16 protein-coding genes and 2 pseudogenes are annotated in these 17,472 nt (G+C 71.9%); 5 read left to right on the top strand and 13 right to left on the bottom strand.

The features are described from left to right. Positions 1-18 precede the first annotated feature (18 nt). From QF030_RS24475 to QF030_RS24435, 9 genes and pseudogenes are all read right to left on the bottom strand, one after another. Positions 19-663, bottom strand: coding sequence for a TetR/AcrR family transcriptional regulator (locus QF030_RS24475; RefSeq protein ID WP_307164782.1), 645 nt, complete (start codon positions 661-663; stop codon positions 19-21). Between the two features lie 71 nt (positions 664-734). Further along, the gene (locus tag QF030_RS24470) at positions 735-1,055 is read right to left on the bottom strand and encodes a DUF4229 domain-containing protein (RefSeq protein ID WP_307164781.1); all 321 of its coding nucleotides are present in this window, start codon (positions 1,053-1,055) and stop codon (positions 735-737) included. 95 nt (positions 1,056-1,150) lie between these two features. Continuing rightward, entirely contained in the window at positions 1,151-1,675 is a 525-nt protein-coding gene (locus QF030_RS24465) for a GNAT family N-acetyltransferase (RefSeq protein ID WP_307164780.1), read from the bottom strand. A 16-nt stretch (positions 1,676-1,691) separates the two neighbouring features. After that, a complete protein-coding gene (locus tag QF030_RS24460) occupies positions 1,692-2,360 on the bottom strand; it encodes a UdgX family uracil-DNA binding protein (protein ID WP_307164779.1) in 669 nt (222 codons plus the stop codon). A gap of 65 nt (positions 2,361-2,425) precedes the next feature. Then, positions 2,426-3,591 (bottom strand): annotated as a pseudogene (gene mqnE, locus QF030_RS24455) (aminofutalosine synthase MqnE). Positions 3,592-3,693: 102 nt separating this feature from the next. Next, entirely contained in the window at positions 3,694-4,149 is a 456-nt protein-coding gene (locus QF030_RS24450; RefSeq protein ID WP_054238669.1) for an Lrp/AsnC family transcriptional regulator, read from the bottom strand. Positions 4,150-4,253: 104 nt separating this feature from the next. Continuing rightward, positions 4,254-4,919: a UbiX family flavin prenyltransferase gene (locus tag QF030_RS24445; RefSeq protein ID WP_307167677.1), complete on the bottom strand. Its 666-nt coding sequence runs from the start codon at positions 4,917-4,919 to the stop codon at positions 4,254-4,256. A gap of 146 nt (positions 4,920-5,065) precedes the next feature. Further along, the gene (gene mqnP / locus QF030_RS24440; protein ID WP_307164778.1) at positions 5,066-5,968 is read right to left on the bottom strand and encodes a menaquinone biosynthesis prenyltransferase MqnP; all 903 of its coding nucleotides are present in this window, start codon (positions 5,966-5,968) and stop codon (positions 5,066-5,068) included. Beyond that, complete coding sequence (locus QF030_RS24435; RefSeq protein WP_307164777.1) at positions 5,965-7,422, bottom strand: menaquinone biosynthesis decarboxylase; 1,458 nt, start codon at positions 7,420-7,422, stop codon at positions 5,965-5,967. The genes mqnP and QF030_RS24435 overlap by 4 nt, the downstream gene beginning before the upstream one ends. Positions 7,423-7,579: 157 nt before the next feature. Here QF030_RS24435 and QF030_RS24430 point away from each other — a divergent pair, with 157 nt between their 5' ends. Next, positions 7,580-7,993 carry a PLD nuclease N-terminal domain-containing protein gene (locus QF030_RS24430; RefSeq protein ID WP_307164776.1) on the top strand — a complete coding sequence of 138 codons (414 nt, stop codon included), beginning with the start codon at positions 7,580-7,582 and terminating at the stop codon, positions 7,991-7,993. Between the two features lie 57 nt (positions 7,994-8,050). Here QF030_RS24430 and QF030_RS24425 read toward each other — a convergent pair whose 3' ends face one another. Next, the gene (locus QF030_RS24425) at positions 8,051-9,397 is read right to left on the bottom strand and encodes a S8 family peptidase (protein WP_307164775.1); all 1,347 of its coding nucleotides are present in this window, start codon (positions 9,395-9,397) and stop codon (positions 8,051-8,053) included. Between the two features lie 618 nt (positions 9,398-10,015). Beyond that, on the bottom strand, positions 10,016-10,801 hold the full coding sequence (locus QF030_RS24420; RefSeq protein WP_307164774.1) for a CDP-alcohol phosphatidyltransferase family protein: 786 nt from the start codon (positions 10,799-10,801) through the stop codon (positions 10,016-10,018). Positions 10,802-11,106: 305 nt separating this feature from the next. On the opposite strand from QF030_RS24420, the gene QF030_RS24415 reads away from it, so the two are divergent. From QF030_RS24415 to QF030_RS24400, 4 genes and pseudogenes are all read left to right on the top strand, one after another. After that, a complete protein-coding gene (locus QF030_RS24415) occupies positions 11,107-11,565 on the top strand; it encodes a nucleoside deaminase (protein ID WP_307164773.1) in 459 nt (152 codons plus the stop codon). 52 nt (positions 11,566-11,617) lie between these two features. Next, positions 11,618-11,869 (top strand): annotated as a pseudogene (locus QF030_RS24410) (2-oxoglutarate and iron-dependent oxygenase domain-containing protein); the annotation flags it as partial. Between the two features lie 236 nt (positions 11,870-12,105). After that, on the top strand, positions 12,106-14,289 hold the full coding sequence (locus QF030_RS24405) for a hypothetical protein (protein ID WP_307164772.1): 2,184 nt from the start codon (positions 12,106-12,108) through the stop codon (positions 14,287-14,289). Beyond that, a complete protein-coding gene (locus tag QF030_RS24400; RefSeq protein WP_307164771.1) occupies positions 14,289-15,845 on the top strand; it encodes a hypothetical protein in 1,557 nt (518 codons plus the stop codon). The genes QF030_RS24405 and QF030_RS24400 overlap by 1 nt, the downstream gene beginning before the upstream one ends. Before the next feature lie 9 nt (positions 15,846-15,854). Here the strand turns inward: QF030_RS24400 and QF030_RS24395 are convergent, their stop codons facing one another. Both QF030_RS24395 and QF030_RS24390 read right to left on the bottom strand, forming a co-directional pair. Further along, complete coding sequence (locus QF030_RS24395) at positions 15,855-16,802, bottom strand: CU044_5270 family protein (protein ID WP_307164770.1); 948 nt, start codon at positions 16,800-16,802, stop codon at positions 15,855-15,857. After that, positions 16,799-17,392: an RNA polymerase sigma factor gene (locus QF030_RS24390; RefSeq protein ID WP_307167676.1), complete on the bottom strand. Its 594-nt coding sequence runs from the start codon at positions 17,390-17,392 to the stop codon at positions 16,799-16,801. Before QF030_RS24390 ends, QF030_RS24395 begins: the two co-directional genes overlap by 4 nt. Between the last annotated feature and the right edge of the window lie 80 nt (positions 17,393-17,472).

Genomic DNA, 17,472 nt, shown 5'->3' with positions numbered 1-17,472 from the left:
GCCCGCGGGCGGCGCCCCTCAGGCCTCCGGCGGGGTCCAGGGGCGGCCCTCCATGAGGTTGCCCAGACCTGCCCAGGCGAAGTTCATCAGGGTCGCGGCCGCCTGGCGGGCCGTGGTGCCGTCGGCCGTGTTGGCCCAGGCGGCGAGGGACTCGGCGGCGCCGACCAGCGCCTCGGCGAGTCCGGCGACCTCTCGTTCGAGGAGATCGGGGTCCCGGTGGGCTTCCCTGGCCGCGACCACGATCAGCTGCGTGACGAACGCGACGATCTCCTCGCGCATCGCCGCGACCTCGGCGGCGAAGGGCTCGCCGTGGGTACGGGCCTGAAGATGCAGGACGGCCCAGGCGTGCGGATGCTCGGCGGTGTGCGCGAAGAATGCCCGCAGACCGTCCCAGAGTTGGCGGTCGGCGGGCAGGTCGGTGCGGACGCCGTTGCGCACCGCCTCGACGAGCGCCTTGGCCTCGCGCCGGATGCAGGCGGTGAAGAGGTCTTCCTTGGAGTTCAGGTACAGGTACACCAACGGCTTGGACACGCCCGCGAGTTCGGCGATCTCGTCCATCGACGCCGCCATGTACCCACGGCGGCCGAAGGTTTCCACGGCGGCGTCCAGCATCTGCTGCTCACGGACCGCACGCGGCATCCGTTTGGTCTTCACGGCACCCATGGGCACAGCGTAGTTGGGCCCGCCCGGGTCCCTGCCCGGCCCGGCCCGCCGGGTGGCGCGGGGTGCCGCCGCTAGGAGGTCTGCGCCTGACCCGGAGCCGGCGTCTGCGCGTGGGCCGCCTCGTCGATCGTGGCGTCCTCCTGGGACTTGTTGGCCTCCAGGTTGGCCTTCATGCGGTCCACCCGCTGCACGACGTGCACCGAGGCGCGGTCGCGCTCCTTGCGCAGCACCACGAAGCTGATCGGCGCGGAGATCACCAGCGACAGCAGCAGGATCCACATGATGTTGGAGTCGCCGAGACCGCGCGGCACGACGCCCGAGTAGACGAGACCCCAGACGACCACGAGGCAGCCGGCGAAGACACCGAGACGCATCAGTGTGTAGCGGAGCATGTCAATCCACTCTTCCGAATCCAAAAGGGGCCGTCATCCAGTGAAGCACGCCGGGGACCCGATCTTGCATCGGGGTGCGAGCGGGTCGGGCCGGGTCAGGTCAGGGGCAGCAGCATGATGATGTCGTCCCGGTCGTCGCCCGGCGCGACCCTGATGGCGCCGGGCACCCGGCCGACCTCCTTGTAGCCGCAGGAGCCGTAGAAGTGCTCCAGGCCGAGTCCGCCGCGGCAGGTGAGCCGGATCGCGTCGATGCCGTCGAAGGCCCGGGCCTCCTCGGCGGCGGCCGCCAGCAGGTCCCGGCCGTAGCCCCTGCCCTGGTGCCGGGGGTGCACCATCACGGTGTACAGCATCACCCAGTGGGTCTGGAGCCGGTGCGTGTTGAAGCTGAAGAACGCCGTCGCGGCCACCTCTCCGGCCGCGTCGTGTCCGACGAGCAGCCGGGTGCGGCCCTCGGCCATCTGGACGAGGTGGCGGACCAGCTCCGGACGGACCGTCTCGCGCTCCACCGGCGCCACGAAGCCGACCGCTCCGCCCGCGTTGGAGACGTCCGTCCACAGGTCGAGGATGCCGTCGCGCAGGGCGGGGGTGACGGCGGGATCGAGAGTGAAAGTAAGGGACACGCCAGGATGGTAGTCCTTACGGTGACGCCTGCGACAGGATGCGCGCCGCCGTTCTCAGATCCTGGACCAGCCCCTGGTAGGCCCCCTCGCGATCGTCCGCGCGCAGGACGGAGGAGGGGTGGACGGTGGGCACCAGCCGCTCGGACCGACCGTGGATCTCCTCCTCCAGGAGAGTGCCGCGCACCTGGCCCACCCGGAAGCCGGAACCGAGGAGCGCCTTCCCGGCGGTCGCGCCGAGCACGATGATCAGCTCGGGTTCGACGACGGCCAGCTCGGCCGCCAGCCAGGGCGCGCACGCCGTCATCTCCCGCAGGCTCGGCGCCTTGTGGATCCGGCGCTTGCGCGGTTCGGCCCGGGTGAACTTGAAGTGCTTCACCGCGTTGGTCACATACGCCTCGCCCGGGTCGATGCCCGCCTCCGCCAGCGCCCGGTCGAGCAGCTTGCCCGCGGGCCCCACGAAGGGTCTGCCCTCCCGGTCCTCCTGGTCACCGGGCTGCTCGCCGACGAGCATCACCCGGGCGTCCGCCGCTCCCGCGCCGAACACCGTGCGGGTGGCGTCCCGGTGCAGCGGACAGCCACGGCAGTCGGCCGCGGCCCGGCGCAGGGCGGGGAGACCGCCGCGCCGCGGAACGAAGGGTTCAGCGGTGTACGCGTCCTCGGGCGCGGTCGTCGTACGGGCGTTCATGCCCGCCGAGTACCCCCGCGCCCGCCGGACGCACATCCGCGTCCGGGCCGGGACCCGGCCCGGACTCAGACCCGCATCGGCTGCGGCGACTCGCGGCGCGCCGGGTCCGGACCGTCGTACTCGCGGATGATCTCGTACCGCGTGTTGCGCTCCACCGGGCGGAAGCCGGCGTCCCGGATGAGGTCCAGCAGGTCGTCGCGGGTCAGCTTGTTCGGGGTGCCGTAGTTGTCGGCGTCGTGCGTGATCTTGTACTCGACGACCGAGCCGTCCATGTCGTCGGCGCCGTGCTGGAGCGCGAGCTGCGCCGTCTGGACGCCGTGCATGACCCAGAAGACCTTGACGTGCGGGACGTTGTCGAAGAGCAGCCGGGAGACCGCGAAGGTCTTGAGGGCCTCCGCGCCGGTCGCCATCTGGGTGCGGGCCTGGAGCCGGTTGCGGACCTTGCCGTCCTGCATGTCGACGAAGTCGTGCTGGTAGCGCAGCGGGATGAAGACCTGGAAGCCGTTCGTCTCGTCCTGGAGTTCACGCAGCCGCAGGACGTGGTCGACGCGGTGGCGGGGCTCCTCGATGTGGCCGTACAGCATGGTGCACGGGGTCTTGAGCCCCTTCTCGTGCGCCAGCCGGTGGATGCGCGACCAGTCCTCCCAGTGGGTGCGGTGGTCGACGATGTGCTGCCGGACCTCCCAGTCGAAGATCTCCGCGCCGCCGCCGGTCAGCGACTCCAGACCGGCGTCGATCAGCTCGTCGAGGATCTCCGAGGCCGACAGCCCGCTGATCGTCTCGAAGTGGTGGATCTCCGTCGCCGTGAACGCCTTCAGGGAGACGTCCGGGAGCGCGGCCTTCAGCTCCCGCAGCGAGCGCGGGTAGTAGCGCCACGGCAGGTTCGGGTGCAGGCCGTTGACGATGTGCAGCTCGGTGAGGTTCTCGCCCTCTCCATCGCCTTGGCGAGCTTCACCGCCTCCTCGATGCGCATCGTGTACGCGTCCTTCTCGCCCGGCTTGCGCTGGAAGGAGCAGTAGGCGCAGGAGGCCGTGCACACGTTCGTCATGTTGAGGTGACGGTTGACGTTGAAGTGCACGACGTCGCCGTTCTTACGGGTCCGCACCTCGTGCGCGAGTCCGCCCAGCCACGCCAGGTCGTCCGACTCGTACAGCGCGATGCCGTCCTCACGGGTCAGCCGTTCACCGGCCCCGACCTTCTCCTCCAGCTCGCGCTTGAGCCCGACATCCATGCCCACACCTCTCTACGACTTGCTACGACGACGCGACCGACGACCAACCGTACGCCCCCGCCCTGCGGGCGGGAGGTGCCCCCGGACGGCCTTGGAAGGGGCCTACACCTCTTCGGGAAGCTCCCCGACCCGGTTCTCCCACTTGGTGGAGAGCACGATGGTGGTACGGGTCCGGGACACGCCCTTGGTCCCGCTGAGCCGGCGGATGATCCGCTCGAGACCGTCCACGTCGTTCGCCCGCACCTTGAGCATGAACGAGTCGTCTCCGGCGATGAACCAGCAGTCCTCGATCTCGCTGAGGTCCTTCATCCGGTTCGCCACGTCCTCGTGGTCGGCGGCGTCGGACAGGGAGATGCCGATGAGGGCGGTGACGCCGAGCCCGAGCTGGGCGGCGTTCACCGTGGCGCGGTAGCCGGTGATGACGCCGGCCGCCTCCAGCCGGTTGATGCGGTCGGTGACGCTGGGTCCCGACAGACCGACGAGGCGCCCCAGCTCCGCGTACGAGGCCCGGCCGTTCTCCCTCAGGGCCTGGATGAGCTGCCTGTCCACCGCGTCCATGCGATCGAAGCCTTCCGGTGAGGAGAGATGAAGAGGTGTGGGGGGAGTCCTGCAGTGGGTGGTGCCGAAGGGGTGGTGCGTGCCGCCCGCGTGCCGCCCGACGCTCAGGCGGGAGGACGGGAGCCGCCGCCGATCTCGCCCTTCCAGCGGCGGTACAGCCCGTGCCCGACGCCCGCCGCGTCGAGGACCCGCCCGGCGACGAAGTCCACCAGGTCCTGGATGTGGGTGGCGCCCGCGTAGAAGGCGGGGGAGGCCGGCACGACACTCGCGCCCGCCTCGTCCAGGGCGACGAGATGACGCAGGGTCTGACCGTTCAGCGGGGTCTCCCGGACGGTCACGACCAGCGGGCGCCGCTCCTTGAGCGTCACGCTCGCCGCCCGCTGCAGGAGGTCCTTGGAGAGCCCGAGGGCGACCCCGGCCACGCAGGCGGTGGAGGCGGGCACGATCAGCATGCCCTTCGTGGCGTACGACCCGGAGGACGGCCCGGCGGCCAGGTCCCCGGCCGCCCAGTACCGCACCCGGTCGCCCTCGCCCGCGAGGTCCGCGGCGAACGTGCCGGGCTTCCCGTCGGCCCCTCGCGCGAGCCATTCCCGCAGGTCGTCGCGCCAGTGCGCGTCCCGGAAGGAGATCCCCGTCTCGTCGAGCAGGGTGAGTCGCGAGGCCCGGCTGACCACCAGGTCGACGCTTTCGCCCGCGTCGAGCAGCGCGCGCAGCACAGCGGCGGCATAGGGCGTACCGGACGCCCCGGACACCCCCACGATCCAAGGCACGCGCTGCGTTTCTCCTGCGTTCACACATTGAGCGTACCGGTGGGCGGAGAGGTCTTCAGGACCGGTCGGTCCTGGAGCCCCCGTGCTCCCTTCGCCGCCCCCGCCCGCCCGTTCACCCGGACGGACTACAGGGACGGGCCGGACCTCTAGACCGTGAGCCCCCGCACCAGCAGGTCGATCAGCGCGCACCCGAACAGGCTGATGCCGATGAACCCGTTCGTCGAGAAGAACGCCCTGTTCAGGCGGGTCAGGTCGTGGGGCCGCACGATCGTGTGCTCGTAGACGAAGGCACCCGCGACGATCACCAGGCCGAGCCAGAAGAAGGCGCCGGCGTCCGTGGCCAGGGCGTACCAGACGAAGAGTGCCGTGGTGATCGCGTGGCAGACGCGCGCGCCCCGGATCGCCGCCGGGATGCCGAAGCGGGCCGGGACCGACATGACGCCGATCTCGCGGTCCGTCTCGACGTCCTGGCAGGCGTAGATCAGGTCGAAGCCGCCGATCCAGACGCCCACGGCCAGGCCCAGGATCACCGCGTCCCAGGACCACTCGCCGGTGATCGCCAGCCAGCCGCCGATCGGGCCCATGGCCTGCGCCAGGCCGAGGATGGCCTGCGGGAAGTTCGTGAAGCGTTTGCCGTACGGGTAGACCACCATCGGGATCACGGCGATGGGTGCCAGGGCCAGGCAGAGCGGGTTCAGCAGCGCCGCCGCGCCCAGGAAGACCGCGAGGGCGATCAGGGCGCCGGTCCAGGCGTGCCGCACCGACATGGCGCCGGTCACCAGCTCGCGGTGTGCCGTGCGGGGGTTACGGGCGTCGATCTCGCGGTCGATGATCCGGTTGACCGCCATGGCGAAGGTCCGCAGGCCCACCATGCAGACGGTGACCAGCAGCAGCTTGCCCCAGTGGATGTTCTCGTCGGTCCGGAACATCGCCGTCAGCGCGGCGATGTAGGCGAAGGGCAGCGCGAAGACCGAGTGCTCGATCATCACCAGCCGCAGGAAGGCCTTGGTGCGTCCTGGCTGCGGCAGCGCTGCGGAGGCGGAACTCACAGGCCGTACTCCTTCCAGCGGCGGTCGACCTTCGCCGCCGTATCCGGGTCGGACAGCACCATCTCGGGCCAGCCGCCGTCCCGCGTGTACCCCTCCTCGTGCCACTTGCGCGTCGCGTCGATCCCCGCCTTGCCGCCCCAGAACTGCTGGTAGGAGGCGTGGTCGAGATGGTCGACCGGGCCTTCGACGACGGACAGGTCACGGGCGTAGTCGGTGTTGCCGAGCGCCCGCCACGCGACCTCGTGCAGATCGTGGACGTCGCAGTCCGCGTCGACGACCACGATCAGCTTGGTCAGCGACATCATGTGGGCGCCCCAGACCGCGTGCATGACCTTCTGCGCGTGCTTGGGGTACTTCTTGTCGATCGAGACGATCGCGCAGTTGTGGAAACCGCCGGACTCGGGCAGGTGGTAGTCGACGATGTCCGGGACGATGATCTTGAGGAGCGGGAGGAAGAACCGCTCCGTGGCGCGGCCCAGCGGGCCGTCCTCCGTCGGCGGCCGGCCGACCACGATCGACTGGAGCAGCGGGCGCCTGCGCATCGTCACACAGTCGATCTTCAGGGCCGGGAACGGCTCCTGCGGGGTGTAGAAGCCGGTGTGATCGCCGAAGGGACCCTCCGGCAGCATCTCGCCCGGCTCCAGCCAGCCCTCGATCACGACCTCCGCCTGCGCCGGCACCTGGAGCGGCACCGTCTTGCAGTCGACCATCTCGATCCGCTTGCCCGCGATGAACCCGGCGAAGAGGTACTCGTCGATGTCGCCGGGGAGGGGGGCGGTGGAGGCGTACGTCACGGCGGGCGGGCAGCCGAAGGCGATCGCGACCGGGAGCCTCTCGCCCTTGCGGGCCGCGACCTGGTAGTGGTTCCGGCTGTCCTTGTGGATCTGCCAGTGCATGCCGATCGTGCGCTTGTCGTGGCGCTGGAGCCGGTACAGGCCGAGGTTGCGGATCCCGCTCTCCGGGTCCTTGGTGTGCGTCAGGCCCAGGTTGAAGAAGGAGCCGCCGTCCTGCGGCCAGGTGAAGAGGGCGGGCAGGGCGTCGAGGTCGACGTCGTCGCCGTGCAGGACGACCTCCTGGACGGGCGCGTCCTGGGGCTTCACCTTCTTCGGCGGGACGTGCGTCATCGCGCCGAGCTTGCCGAACGCCTCGCGCACGCCGACGAAGCCGTGCGGCAGCTCGGGGCGCAGCAGACCGCCGATCTTCTCGCTGATCTCGGCGTACGACGTGAGGCCGAGGGCCTTCAGCAGCCGTCGGTCGGTGCCGAACACGTTCATCGCGAGGGGCATGCTCGACCCCTTCACGTTCTCGAAGAGCAACGCGGGGCCACCGGACTTCTGGACCCGGTCGACGATCTCCCCGACCTCCAGATACGGATCGACCTCAGCCTTGACGCGCTTGAGGTCGCCTTCGCGTTCCAGTGCCCTGAGCAGGGAACGAAGATCGTCGTAAGCCATGCGTCCCAGTATCGCCGAGGCCCGTCCGGTGCCGACGCGCGCCCCGTACTACGCCCCCGCACCGCCCCGGGGGAACGATTCCCGCCACCCGCTACCCTGGCCCGGTCACCGGGGCCGTTCCGCGCCCCGTCGCCGTCTCCTGGGGGAACCCGCCACCATGCTCAGGTATCTGCCGTTCCTGCTGGTACTGGCGCTGTGGATCTACGCCTTCATCGACTGTCTCAACACCCCGGAGGAAGAGGTGCGGGGGCTGCCGAAGGTGATCTGGGTCATCATCATCCTGCTCTTCGGCGAGGTGCTCGTCGGCCCGATCGCCTGGCTGGTGGCGGGCAGGGCGCGTCGCGCGCCCGTGGGCGGTGGCACGTCGGCCGAGTCGCCCCGCGGCCGGCGCGCCGAGTGGGTCGCGCCGGACGACAACCCCGAGTTCCTCAAGTCCCTCGCGGAGAACAAGGCGGAGGACGAGAAGAACGACGAGGCTCTCCTCAAGGACTGGGAGGCCGATCTGCGCCGCCGCGAGGAGGAACTGAAGCGCCGCGAGTCCGGTGACGACCCCCAGGCTCCGCAGAACTGAGACACGCAGCACCGGACACCCGCACCGAGCCACGCGGCACGAGCTCCGAAAGGGCGCCTAGGCCGCGTCGTGTTCGACGGACCGGGGCGCGCACCGGGGGGCGTTCCGCCAGTAGCAGCCGACCTGGACGAGTCCGTACCGGTAGTCCGAGCCGGTGCCGGCGACGGGGAGGGCGTCCCGGCCGAGCGTGCGCAGGATGTCGCGGGCGTTCCCCCGACAGTGGCCTGAAGTCAGACACAGGGCGGCGGAGCCGGTGACGAAGGGCGCGGCCATGCTCGTACCCGAGAGGAAGCCGTAATCCTCGCCGAGGGGCGTGGCGCGGGTGGGGAGGGTGGAGAGGATGTCGGTCCCCGGGGCTGCGATGTCCACCCACGACGCTCCGTGGCTGGAGAAGTCGGCCCGCTGGTCGAACACGGTGGTGGCGGCGACGCTGATCACCTCCGGGTAGGCCGCCGGATAGGACGGCGCCGTGCTGCCTCTGTTGCCCGCGGAGGCCACCACGGCGACGCCCGCCTGAGTGGCGAGCCGGAGCGCCTGGTGCACCAGCGGGCTGTCCTTCGGGGTTCCCAGGCTCAGGTTGGCGACCCTGATGTTCTTCGCCTTCGCGTTCTGGGCGACCCAGTTCAGACCCGCGATGAGGTCGGAGAAGAGTCCTGAACCGTTGTCTCCCAGGACCTTGACGTTCCACAGCCGGGTGCCGGGAGCGGCGCCCTCCACCCCGATGCCGTTGTTGAGCGCCTGGACGATGCCCGCGACGTGCGTCCCGTGGCCGTGGAGGTCGTCCGCGCCGGGGGAGGTGCTGAAGTTGGCGCTCCCGGCCACCCGCAGGTCCGGGTGCCCGGCGTCCACGCCGGTGTCCAGTACCGCCACCCCGACCCGGGCGGCCTCGGGCACCCGGAATCCGTGGTCGGAGCCCGCCACGGCGCCGATCCGGAACAGACCCCACTGCCCGGCGAGCAGCGGGTCGCCCCGGTACGCGGCACCGCCCACGCCCGGCTCGCCCGCCCGCCGCCGCGGCGCCTGCGACGACGAACCGGCGACGGGCTCGGGCACGGACACCAGCCGGTCGGGTTCGACCGAGGCCACCTGCGGGTCGGCGCGGATGGCCTCGATCTGGTCCTCGGTCGCCTCCAGGGCGTAACCCTTGAGGGCCGCCCCGTCGACGGTGGCGTCGAACACGTGGCGCAGCCGGCTCCCGCCGTCCGACGACACCCCCTCGGCCTGTTCCTCGGCGACTCTGCCCGGGTCGGTGACCGTGTCCTTCAGCTGCACGATCCACCGCTGCGCCGGGACGGGCTCGGCGGCATGCGCGGAACCGGGCACGACCCCGGCGGCCATGAGGGCCGACAGCGCGGCACAGGCGAGCGCACCGTTGCGGAGCGGGATCTTTCCGAGTCTTCGCACCAAATCCTCCATACCCTGCGCACCGGAGAGCGACAAGATAGGACAATAGGAGCGGTCATTTGTTCGCCATGGCTGGCTCACCCGGGTTCGTCCGGGCCGACGGTGAAATCACCTGCTCGGCCGAACGGCCACGGCGCGCGCACGAGTTGCTCGCAGGACGGCCACGAGTCCGGTGCGAGGCGGCGCTCGCGGCCGGCGGCGAGGCGCTCACGGCCCGCCGCTGACGGACCCGCGGGAGGCCGCAGGCCGCTCACGGGCCTGCGGGAGGTGTCACGGCCCGCCGCTCACGGGCCTGCGGGAGGCGGGAGGCGTCACGGCCCGCCGCTGACAGACCTGCGGGGAAACCCTCACGGCGCCCCGCTCACAGGCCTACCGGGAGAGCCTCACAACCGGCGCCGCTCACGGGCCTACGGCAGGCGCCACAACCCGGCGCTCACGCCCGCGGGAAGGCCGCTCGCGGGGACGCGTCACGGTCCGGTGCTCACGGCCCGCGGGAAGGCCGCTTGCGGGGACGCGTCACGGTCCGGTGCTCACGGCCTGCGGAGAGGCCGCTCGCCGGGCCCGGACGGGCGAGGCCGGAGGGCGTGCGGGCGCCCTCCAAGGCTGCCTCCGCCCGGGTCACCGCAGCCGGGACGACGACAGGATCGACAGCAGGTGCGCGGGGACCATCAGCCAGGTGATCGCGGCGATGGCCGCCAGCGCCCAGCGGGTGGGCCCGACACCGCCGGTCGCCGCGTCCAGGGCGGCCACGGCCAGCAGGACGAGGGAGGCCTCGATGCCGTTGGTGACCCGGTGGATCTTGAAGGCGGCGGCGAGGCGACGCAGCGAGGCGACGCCCTGGGAACGGGGCGCGGTGGCCTCGTCGTCGGCAACGGCGAGCCCGCGCCGGGCCCGGGCCACGTCCACCAGGTCGGTCGAGGCCTTCAGCAGCACCACGCCGAGCGCGGTCGCGAGACCCAGTGACACCCAGCCGTTGAAGCCCGCCCAGCCGCCGAGGCCGGACTCGGCGGCCCGGAAGCCGAAGCCGATCATGAGCGCCGCGTCGGCCAGATAGGCGCCGAGCCGGTCGACGTAGATGCCGGTCGCGCTGTTCTGCCCCTTCCAGCGGGCGACCTCGCCGTCCACGCAGTCGAAGAGCAGGAACAACTGCATCAGGAGGGCGGCGAGCACGGCCCCCGTGAGACCGGGGATCAGCAGCGCGGCGCCGGACAGCACCCCGCACACCACCATCGTCCAGGTCAGCTGGTCCGGGGTGACCCGGGTGCGCACCAGCTGGCGGGTGAACCGCAGCGAGACGCGCCGCATGTAGAGCCGCCCCGCCCAGTGCTCGCCGTTGCGGCTGGCGAGCTTGGCCTGCGGCTGGCAGACCTCCCGCAGCTCCTCCAGAACAGGAGCAGCAACCATGACCTTTCCTTCCGCCCGGGGCTCAACTGCCGCGCCTGCGGCGGTGATCGGCACAGGTTACTTGACCCGCTCCCGGACATTTCCCGGGGGATCTCGGCACGGTCGGGTGTGCTGTCAGGACCCGCTCGGCAGCCCGGGCCCTGGCAGCTGTCGCCCGGTCACCGCCCGGATTGCCGGCCGGATCACCGACCGGACGACCGGCCGCCTCACCACACGATCGCGTGAGCGCCCGCGTCGGCGCGGCTCCCTCCGGGCACGGATCGGGGTGAAGGCGCGCAGCCTGTCGCGGAGTCGAGGAGGACCTCATGGTGCGGATGGATCAGGCGACGGCACGGTCGTGGCTCGCCACCGCCGTCGAGGAGGCGCGGGCCGGTCTCGCGGAGGGCGGTATCCCGATCGGCGCCGCGCTCTACGGCCCGGACGGCACCCTGCTGGGCCGCGGCCACAACCGGCGCGTCCAGGACGACGACCCCTCGACGCACGCGGAGACGGCCGCCTTCCGCGCGGCGGGGCGGCAACGCTCGTACCGCGGCACGACGATGGTGACCACCCTGTCCCCCTGCTGGTACTGCTCCGGGCTGGTCCGCCAGTTCGGCATCTCCCGGGTGCTCGTCGGCGAGGCGCGCACCTTCCACGGCGGTCACGACTGGCTGGCGGAGCACGGTGTCGAGATCGTGCTCCTCGACGACTTCGCGTGCATCGCCCTGATGCGTGACTTCATCGCTGCGAACCCGGCTCTCTGGAACGAGGACATCGGTGAGTGATTCCCCGGCCGACCACACCTCCCCCACCGCCCGCATCTCCCCCACCGCCCGCATCTCCGGCGCCCCGCGCACCTCCCGTGTCCCGACCATCGACCTCGGACCCTGGCTGGACGGCGCTCCCGGCACCCGCGCCGCGATGGCCCGTACCGTCGACGACGCCCTGCGGACCGCCGGCTTCCTGCTGGTCACCGGGCACGGGGTCGACCCTGCCCTGCGCGACCGCATCCGGCGTGCCGCCCGGGCGTTCTTCGTGCTGCCCGCCGACGTCAAGCAGGCCTACGGCGCGAAGGTCGGCGGGCGCGGCTGCACCCGGGGACGCTCGTGGAGTCCGTCCCGGCGCCCGTCGGCCGCGTGGCGTACGAGGCGGTCGACTCGCACGTGTATCTGCGGGAGAAACTGGACCCGATCACGGTGGAATGACCGGGCCGTTCCGCCCACCTCCGGAAGTTTCGTGACCCAACGGACACCACGCGATCTGGCACTTATCAACTCCCTCTCCTTACCCTTGCGTCGGGAACCGAGCCCTGGGGGAGGTGCGCGGTGCACAGACGGTTGTACGGGCGTGGCGCGCTGTTCGACGTCGAGCCCGCCGGTCTCGTACCGCGACTCGTGGGGATCCGTCCGTACGAGCTCCACGCGGAGAAGCCCGAACACCCCGCCGGGCCGCCCCTGCTGGTGCTGGCGGGCGGCCGGGGTCTGGGCAAGAGCGCGGTGCTCGCCGAACTGTGGGACGCCTACACGGAACACACCCGCAGGGGTGAGGCCCGAAGACGTACGCCGGTCGCGTTGATCGACTGCGAGGACGAGCAGTTCGCGCGGCCGCCGCACGAGGAGAGCCCGGAGTCCTGGTCGCCGGTGTGGCAGGCGTTGCTGGTCGTCGCCGAGCAGCTGACGGAGCCGGTGCGGGCCGCCGGGCAGCTCACCTTTCCGCGGCTGACGGCCGGGCTGGTGGCGGTCCGGGCCAGCGACTGGAGCGGCCGCACCGACTCCGACCGCATCCGGCGGGAGCTGGTGCGGATCCTGCTGCTGAACGAGCGCGCCTCCCGGTTCACCCTGGCCGGGCGGTGGGCGGCCAAGGTCGCGTCCAAGGTGATCGCGGCGGCGAGCGGCGGGGGCCCGTTCGTCGCGGCGACCGTGGAAGCGACCCTGGAGGCGCTCTCCGAGGGCGTCACACACCGCAAGGAGCAGCGGCCGGCCACCTGGTACCGCTCCTATCCGAACGCGGGCGGCAACGCCAAGCGGGGACTGCTGCTGCTCGCCGGGAACTTCCGGGCAGGCGGCACCTCGCGCGAGCACGCCGAGCGCTGGCTGGTGCGGGCGCTGCTCGCCGACCTGGCCGAGGCGTACTCGGGGATCGGCTCGCACCTGACCCGGCTCGGCAGGCCGCTCGTACTGCTGGACAACGCCCGTAGCGGTCCGGGTCCCGGGCTGCTGGACGCCGTCCTGCGGGACCGGGCGGACGGGGTCGGCGACCAGGTGGTGTGGGTGGCGACGGTGCGCGGCGCGGCCCACCCGGCGCTCGGGGACGCCGTACGCCGTGAGCTGCCGGAGGTGGCCCGCTCCACGGACTGGGCGCCGGGCAGTTCGCCCTCCTCGCGGGCACTGCTCGTACCGCTGACGCCGCTGTCCCCCGACGACACCCTGCACATGGTCGGCGCGGTCTGCGACGACACCGAGCTGCCGCCCCGGTTCCCGCACGCCACCCACCGGCTGACGGGCGGCAACCCGCTCGGCATCGTGCTGCTCGCGACCGCCGCCGGTCAACACCCGGCGCAGGCCGACTCGCTGGGGCGGCTGCTCACCGCGAAGGTCAAGCTGGAGGAGGGACAGGCCGACGACGGCCGGCCCGCCTACACCGAGCTGCTGGAGCGCCTGGTCCCCGCCGACCGGCTCGACGAGCTGACCGTCCTCGCGGCCGCCCATGACCACGACTCCGCCGTCGCCCTCGCCGACGCCCAGCTCCCCGACGACTTCGGTTCGTCCGGCGTGAGGTCGCTGCGGGCCAGGCTCGCCGCGGAGGGGCTGCCGGGCGCGCCGGGTCACTTCGTCGGCGATCCCTTCACCCGCACCCTGTTGTTGCTCCGGCTGCACCACCGGCCCGCCGACCACGCCAGGTGGCGTGAGGTACACGAGACCCTGATCCGCCACTACGCCCCCGCCGACGGCCGGGATCCGGACGGCCAGGATCCCGCCCACGCCCGGTACCGGCTCTACCACGAGCTGGCGCTCGGCGACACGGCCGGCGCGGTGGCCTACCTGCGCGACACGTTCGCCGGGCTGCGCACCCGCACCTGGCTGGACACCCTGCGCTTCCTGGCGTCCGCGCCCTACTTCCACGCGCACGACGCGGCAGGCCGCGACGCCGACGGGCAGGACGACCGCCGGTCGGCGATCGCGCTGGGCCGCACCGACGCCGCCCAGGAACCGCCGGAGGGCGTGAACGCCTCCCTCCACCTGCGGATACGACGGCTGCTGCACGCGGTCTGGCAGGTGACCGACCCGCTGGTGCTGCCGGACCCGAAGGTGTGCGGGCGGCTGGAGTTCGAGCTGCTCCAGCTGTCCGACCAACGGCCCGCCGGGGGCGCGCTGCTGTTCGCGACCTCCCAGGCCTGGCCCGCGGACGCTCTCGCGGGCCGCCCGCTGCGCACCCCGGCCCAGGACGACGACGGCGACGACACGGACGGCGACGGGCACGGACCGGACGACGGGGACGGGGTGGCGTGATGGCCGACGGAGTCGGAAGCCCGCTGGCGCGGTGGCTGCGGGAGGTCTGGGAGATCCGCCTCCACCGCTATCTCGCCCTGCTGGTCACCGCCGCCGTGCTGACCGGGCTGGTCTTCGCGGTGCGGGCGGTCACCGACGAGGACCGGTCCTGCGCGCCCGGGGTGGCCCGTCCGGCAGGCGGCGACGAGTGCGTGGGCGTGGCCACGGACGCCTACGACTTCGGGCATCCCCAGCTGCGGGAGGCGGTGCGGGCGATCGACCGGGAGAACGACCGGCTCAAGACGGGCAGTTATGTCACGGTCGCGCTGATGCTGCCGTACACCGCCTCCACCCCGTCGACGCTCAGCGACATCCAGCACGAGGTGCAGGGCGCCTACCTGGCGCAGTGGCAGGCCAACCACACCTCCAACGGACAGGCTCCGGCGATCCGTCTGGTGCTCGCCAACCCGGGTGCCACCAGCGGCCACTGGCAGACGATGGTCGATCAGCTGGAGCGGATGGCGAAGGGCGCCGACCGGCTGCGCGCGGTCGCCGGGGTCGGGCAGAGCACCGACAACAACAAGAAGGCCGTGGCGGAACTGACCCGGCGGGGCATACCGGTGGTCGGCGCCTCGATCACCGCCGACGATCTCGCCAACGGCCAGAACGGCAAGGATCCCTTCCCCGGCCTGGCCCGGGTCTCCCCCACCAACACGGACGAGGCACGCGCCCTCGCCTCGTTCGCCAAGGTCGAGGCGGGCCGGGCCCTGCTGGTGTACGACAAGCCCGGCGACCCGTACACGCGGACGCTCCAGACGTCGTTCACCGCGCTGCTGAAGGGTTCGCCCTACGAGCCGCAGCCGTTCACCCCACCGGCCGACCGCACCCAGGAGGGGACGACGGCGAACACCTTCCGGCAGATCACCCACCTGGTGTGCGACACCTCCGCGGAGACGGACACCATCCTGTTCGCGGGCCGGCACACGCAGTTGCGCCAGTTCGTCAACGCGCTCGGCACACGCGGCTGTCAGAACCGCAGGCTCACGGTGCTGACGGGCGACGAGGGCTCGTACCTGTCCGGGGACAAGAAGCTGGACCGCACCGCCCTCACCCACCACCTCTCCGTCCGCTACACCTCGCTCGCCCACCCGGACGCCTGGGTGAACGCCCCCGCGGGGCTGCCGGGCGGCTCCGCGGGGGACGCGAAGGTCCTCACCGACCTCCTCGCCCGCAGCGCCCGTGAGCCGGTCGGCCCGATCGGCGACATCGCCCTCGAGGACGGCCAGCTGATCATCGGTTTCGACGCGCTGACGCTGGCCGTGCACGGCATCCGCGAGGCCACACCCGACGGTGCGACGGTCCCGCCGCTCGCGGACGTCGGCCTGCAATGGCCCCAGGTCAAGGGCTCGCTGCGGGTGAGCGGGGCGAGCGGCTGGATCTGCCTGGACGTGCACGGCAATCCGTACGACAAGGCCGTGCCGATCGTCGAACTCCACGCCGACGGCGGCTCCCGCTTCGTCCGCATCGCCTGGCCGGAGGGAAGGCCCCCGGCCACGGAATGCCTGCCGCCGTCCTAGGACGGTGCCCTACGGGCGCTGGCCCACCTTGTCGACGACGGCGCGACGCACGATGGCGGCGTCGTCGAGCACGGTCCCCTTCCTGTACTTCCCGTAGTCCCGGGTGACCGTCGTCCGCTGCCCGAGCATCTGGTGCGTCTTCCTGTCGAAGATCCATTCCACCCGGAACGGCAGCTTCGCGTCCTCACGGGCGACCGCCACCCCGTGCCGTCCGAGCACGTCCTCGGCGTCCTCGTCCACGGTCACCCCGGAGACGCGAGCGGCGGCCCGGTACAACGCGGCCTCCTGGGCGGGCGGCACGATCCCGTCCCGCATCAGTTCGCCCACCGCCCGGAACAGCGCGTAGTCCCTCTCCAGGACGACGGGCGAGGCCCCGTCGACCATGAGGACCGTCAGCGAGACCTTTTCGCGGAACCGGTCGTACATCGCGTCCGGGTCGGTGGGCAGGGACGCGAGGTAGTCGTACCCGGCGTACAGCTGGCCGGGAAACACTTCCGGCCGATAGGTCGGGTAGCTCACCTCGCGCGAGGCGGTCCCGTCCCGGATCACGCCTTCGCGGCCGCCGTCCACGGACACCCAGACCTCCCTGCGGTGCAGGGGCGTGACGACTCGCTTCCCGTCCCTGCCGATCTTGACGGAGGACGTCTTGGACTCGACGTACGTGAACTGGTCGTCGCGGATCTTGTCGTATCCGGTCGACCGGCCCGCGACCAGCGCCGCGTCCTCCAGGACGGCCGCCACCGTCGTCGTGCGCGGTGCGGCGTCGCCGGACGACGGCAGCACGGTGAACGTGACGGCGGCGACGGTCGCCACGGCCGCCACGGACAGCGCGGGGCGCAGCCATCGGCTTCCCGGGCGCGCGGGGGCTTCGCCGGTGTGCGCGATCTCGGTCATCAGATGCTCCTTGAGGAGTCGGTGACGGCCCGGTGGAAGGTCCTGCTCGGGAAGCTGGGTCATCGGTTCCCCTCCTTGACGGGCCCGACCGCGGTGCCGCGGTCACCTTTCATCTGTCCGCGCGTTCGCGGTGGTTCCATATGCTTCGCGAGCTTCGTCCGCGCTCGCGAGAGCCGCGAGCGTACGGTTCCGACCGGCACCCCCAGCGCCTCGGCGGCGGCCCGGTAGTCGAGGCCGGACCACCCGCACAGCGCCAGCACCTCCCGCTCGGTCCGCCGCAGTCTCGCCAGCGCGGTGCGTACGAGGTCCAGCCGGGCGGCGTCGTCCACCCGTCCGGCGACCTCCTCGGCGAAGTCCTCCACGGCCTCGTCGCGCGGGAGCCGGGACACGGCCGCCGCGTGCCTGCGGGCCGCGCGGCGGGTGTTGCGCGTGACGTTGGTGGCGATGCCCAGCAGCCACGGGCGCAGCGAACCGCCGGCCTCGTCGGGTTTCTCGCGCAGCCGCCAGGCTTCCAGGAAGGTCAGCGACACGACCTCCTCGGCGACCGTCCACTCCCCCGTGAGCCGGTAGGCGTGGTTGTAGACGGAGCGGGCGTAGGCGTCGAAGAGCTCGGCGAATGCGTCGTGGTCCCCCGCGCGGATTCGTTTCCTCAGCGTTCTCGACGTACTCGGAGTCGTGTCCACGCCCTTCTGCCTGTCCGCACGACGAAGGCCGGTTCCCGTGACCCAGGTCA

Origin of the sequence: Streptomyces rishiriensis (genome assembly GCF_030815485.1) — a bacterium.
GTDB lineage: Bacteria > Actinomycetota > Actinomycetes > Streptomycetales > Streptomycetaceae > Streptomyces > Streptomyces rishiriensis_A.
Note: the sequence above shows the minus strand (reverse complement) of the source record. Positions and strands in the feature narration are given on the sequence as shown.

Bases quoted from the DNA above. Each gene is read 5' to 3' on its own strand.
- QF030_RS24450 (WP_054238669.1), bottom strand. From the start codon at position 4,149: ATGGACGCGGTGGACAGGCAGCTCATCCAGGCCCTGAGGGAGAACGGC.
- QF030_RS24460 (WP_307164779.1), bottom strand. From the start codon at position 2,360: ATGAACGCCCGTACGACGACCGCGCCCGAGGACGCGTACACCGCTGAA.
- QF030_RS24430 (WP_307164776.1), top strand. From the start codon at position 7,580: ATGCTCAGGTATCTGCCGTTCCTGCTGGTACTGGCGCTGTGGATCTAC.
- QF030_RS24415 (WP_307164773.1), top strand. From the start codon at position 11,107: ATGGTGCGGATGGATCAGGCGACGGCACGGTCGTGGCTCGCCACCGCC.
- QF030_RS24420 (WP_307164774.1), bottom strand. From the start codon at position 10,801: ATGGTTGCTGCTCCTGTTCTGGAGGAGCTGCGGGAGGTCTGCCAGCCG.
- QF030_RS24400 (WP_307164771.1), top strand. From the start codon at position 14,289: ATGGCCGACGGAGTCGGAAGCCCGCTGGCGCGGTGGCTGCGGGAGGTC.
- QF030_RS24475 (WP_307164782.1), bottom strand. From the start codon at position 663: ATGGGTGCCGTGAAGACCAAACGGATGCCGCGTGCGGTCCGTGAGCAG.
- QF030_RS24435 (WP_307164777.1), bottom strand. From the start codon at position 7,422: ATGGCTTACGACGATCTTCGTTCCCTGCTCAGGGCACTGGAACGCGAA.
- QF030_RS24470 (WP_307164781.1), bottom strand. From the start codon at position 1,055: ATGCTCCGCTACACACTGATGCGTCTCGGTGTCTTCGCCGGCTGCCTC.
- QF030_RS24395 (WP_307164770.1), bottom strand. From the start codon at position 16,802: ATGACCCAGCTTCCCGAGCAGGACCTTCCACCGGGCCGTCACCGACTC.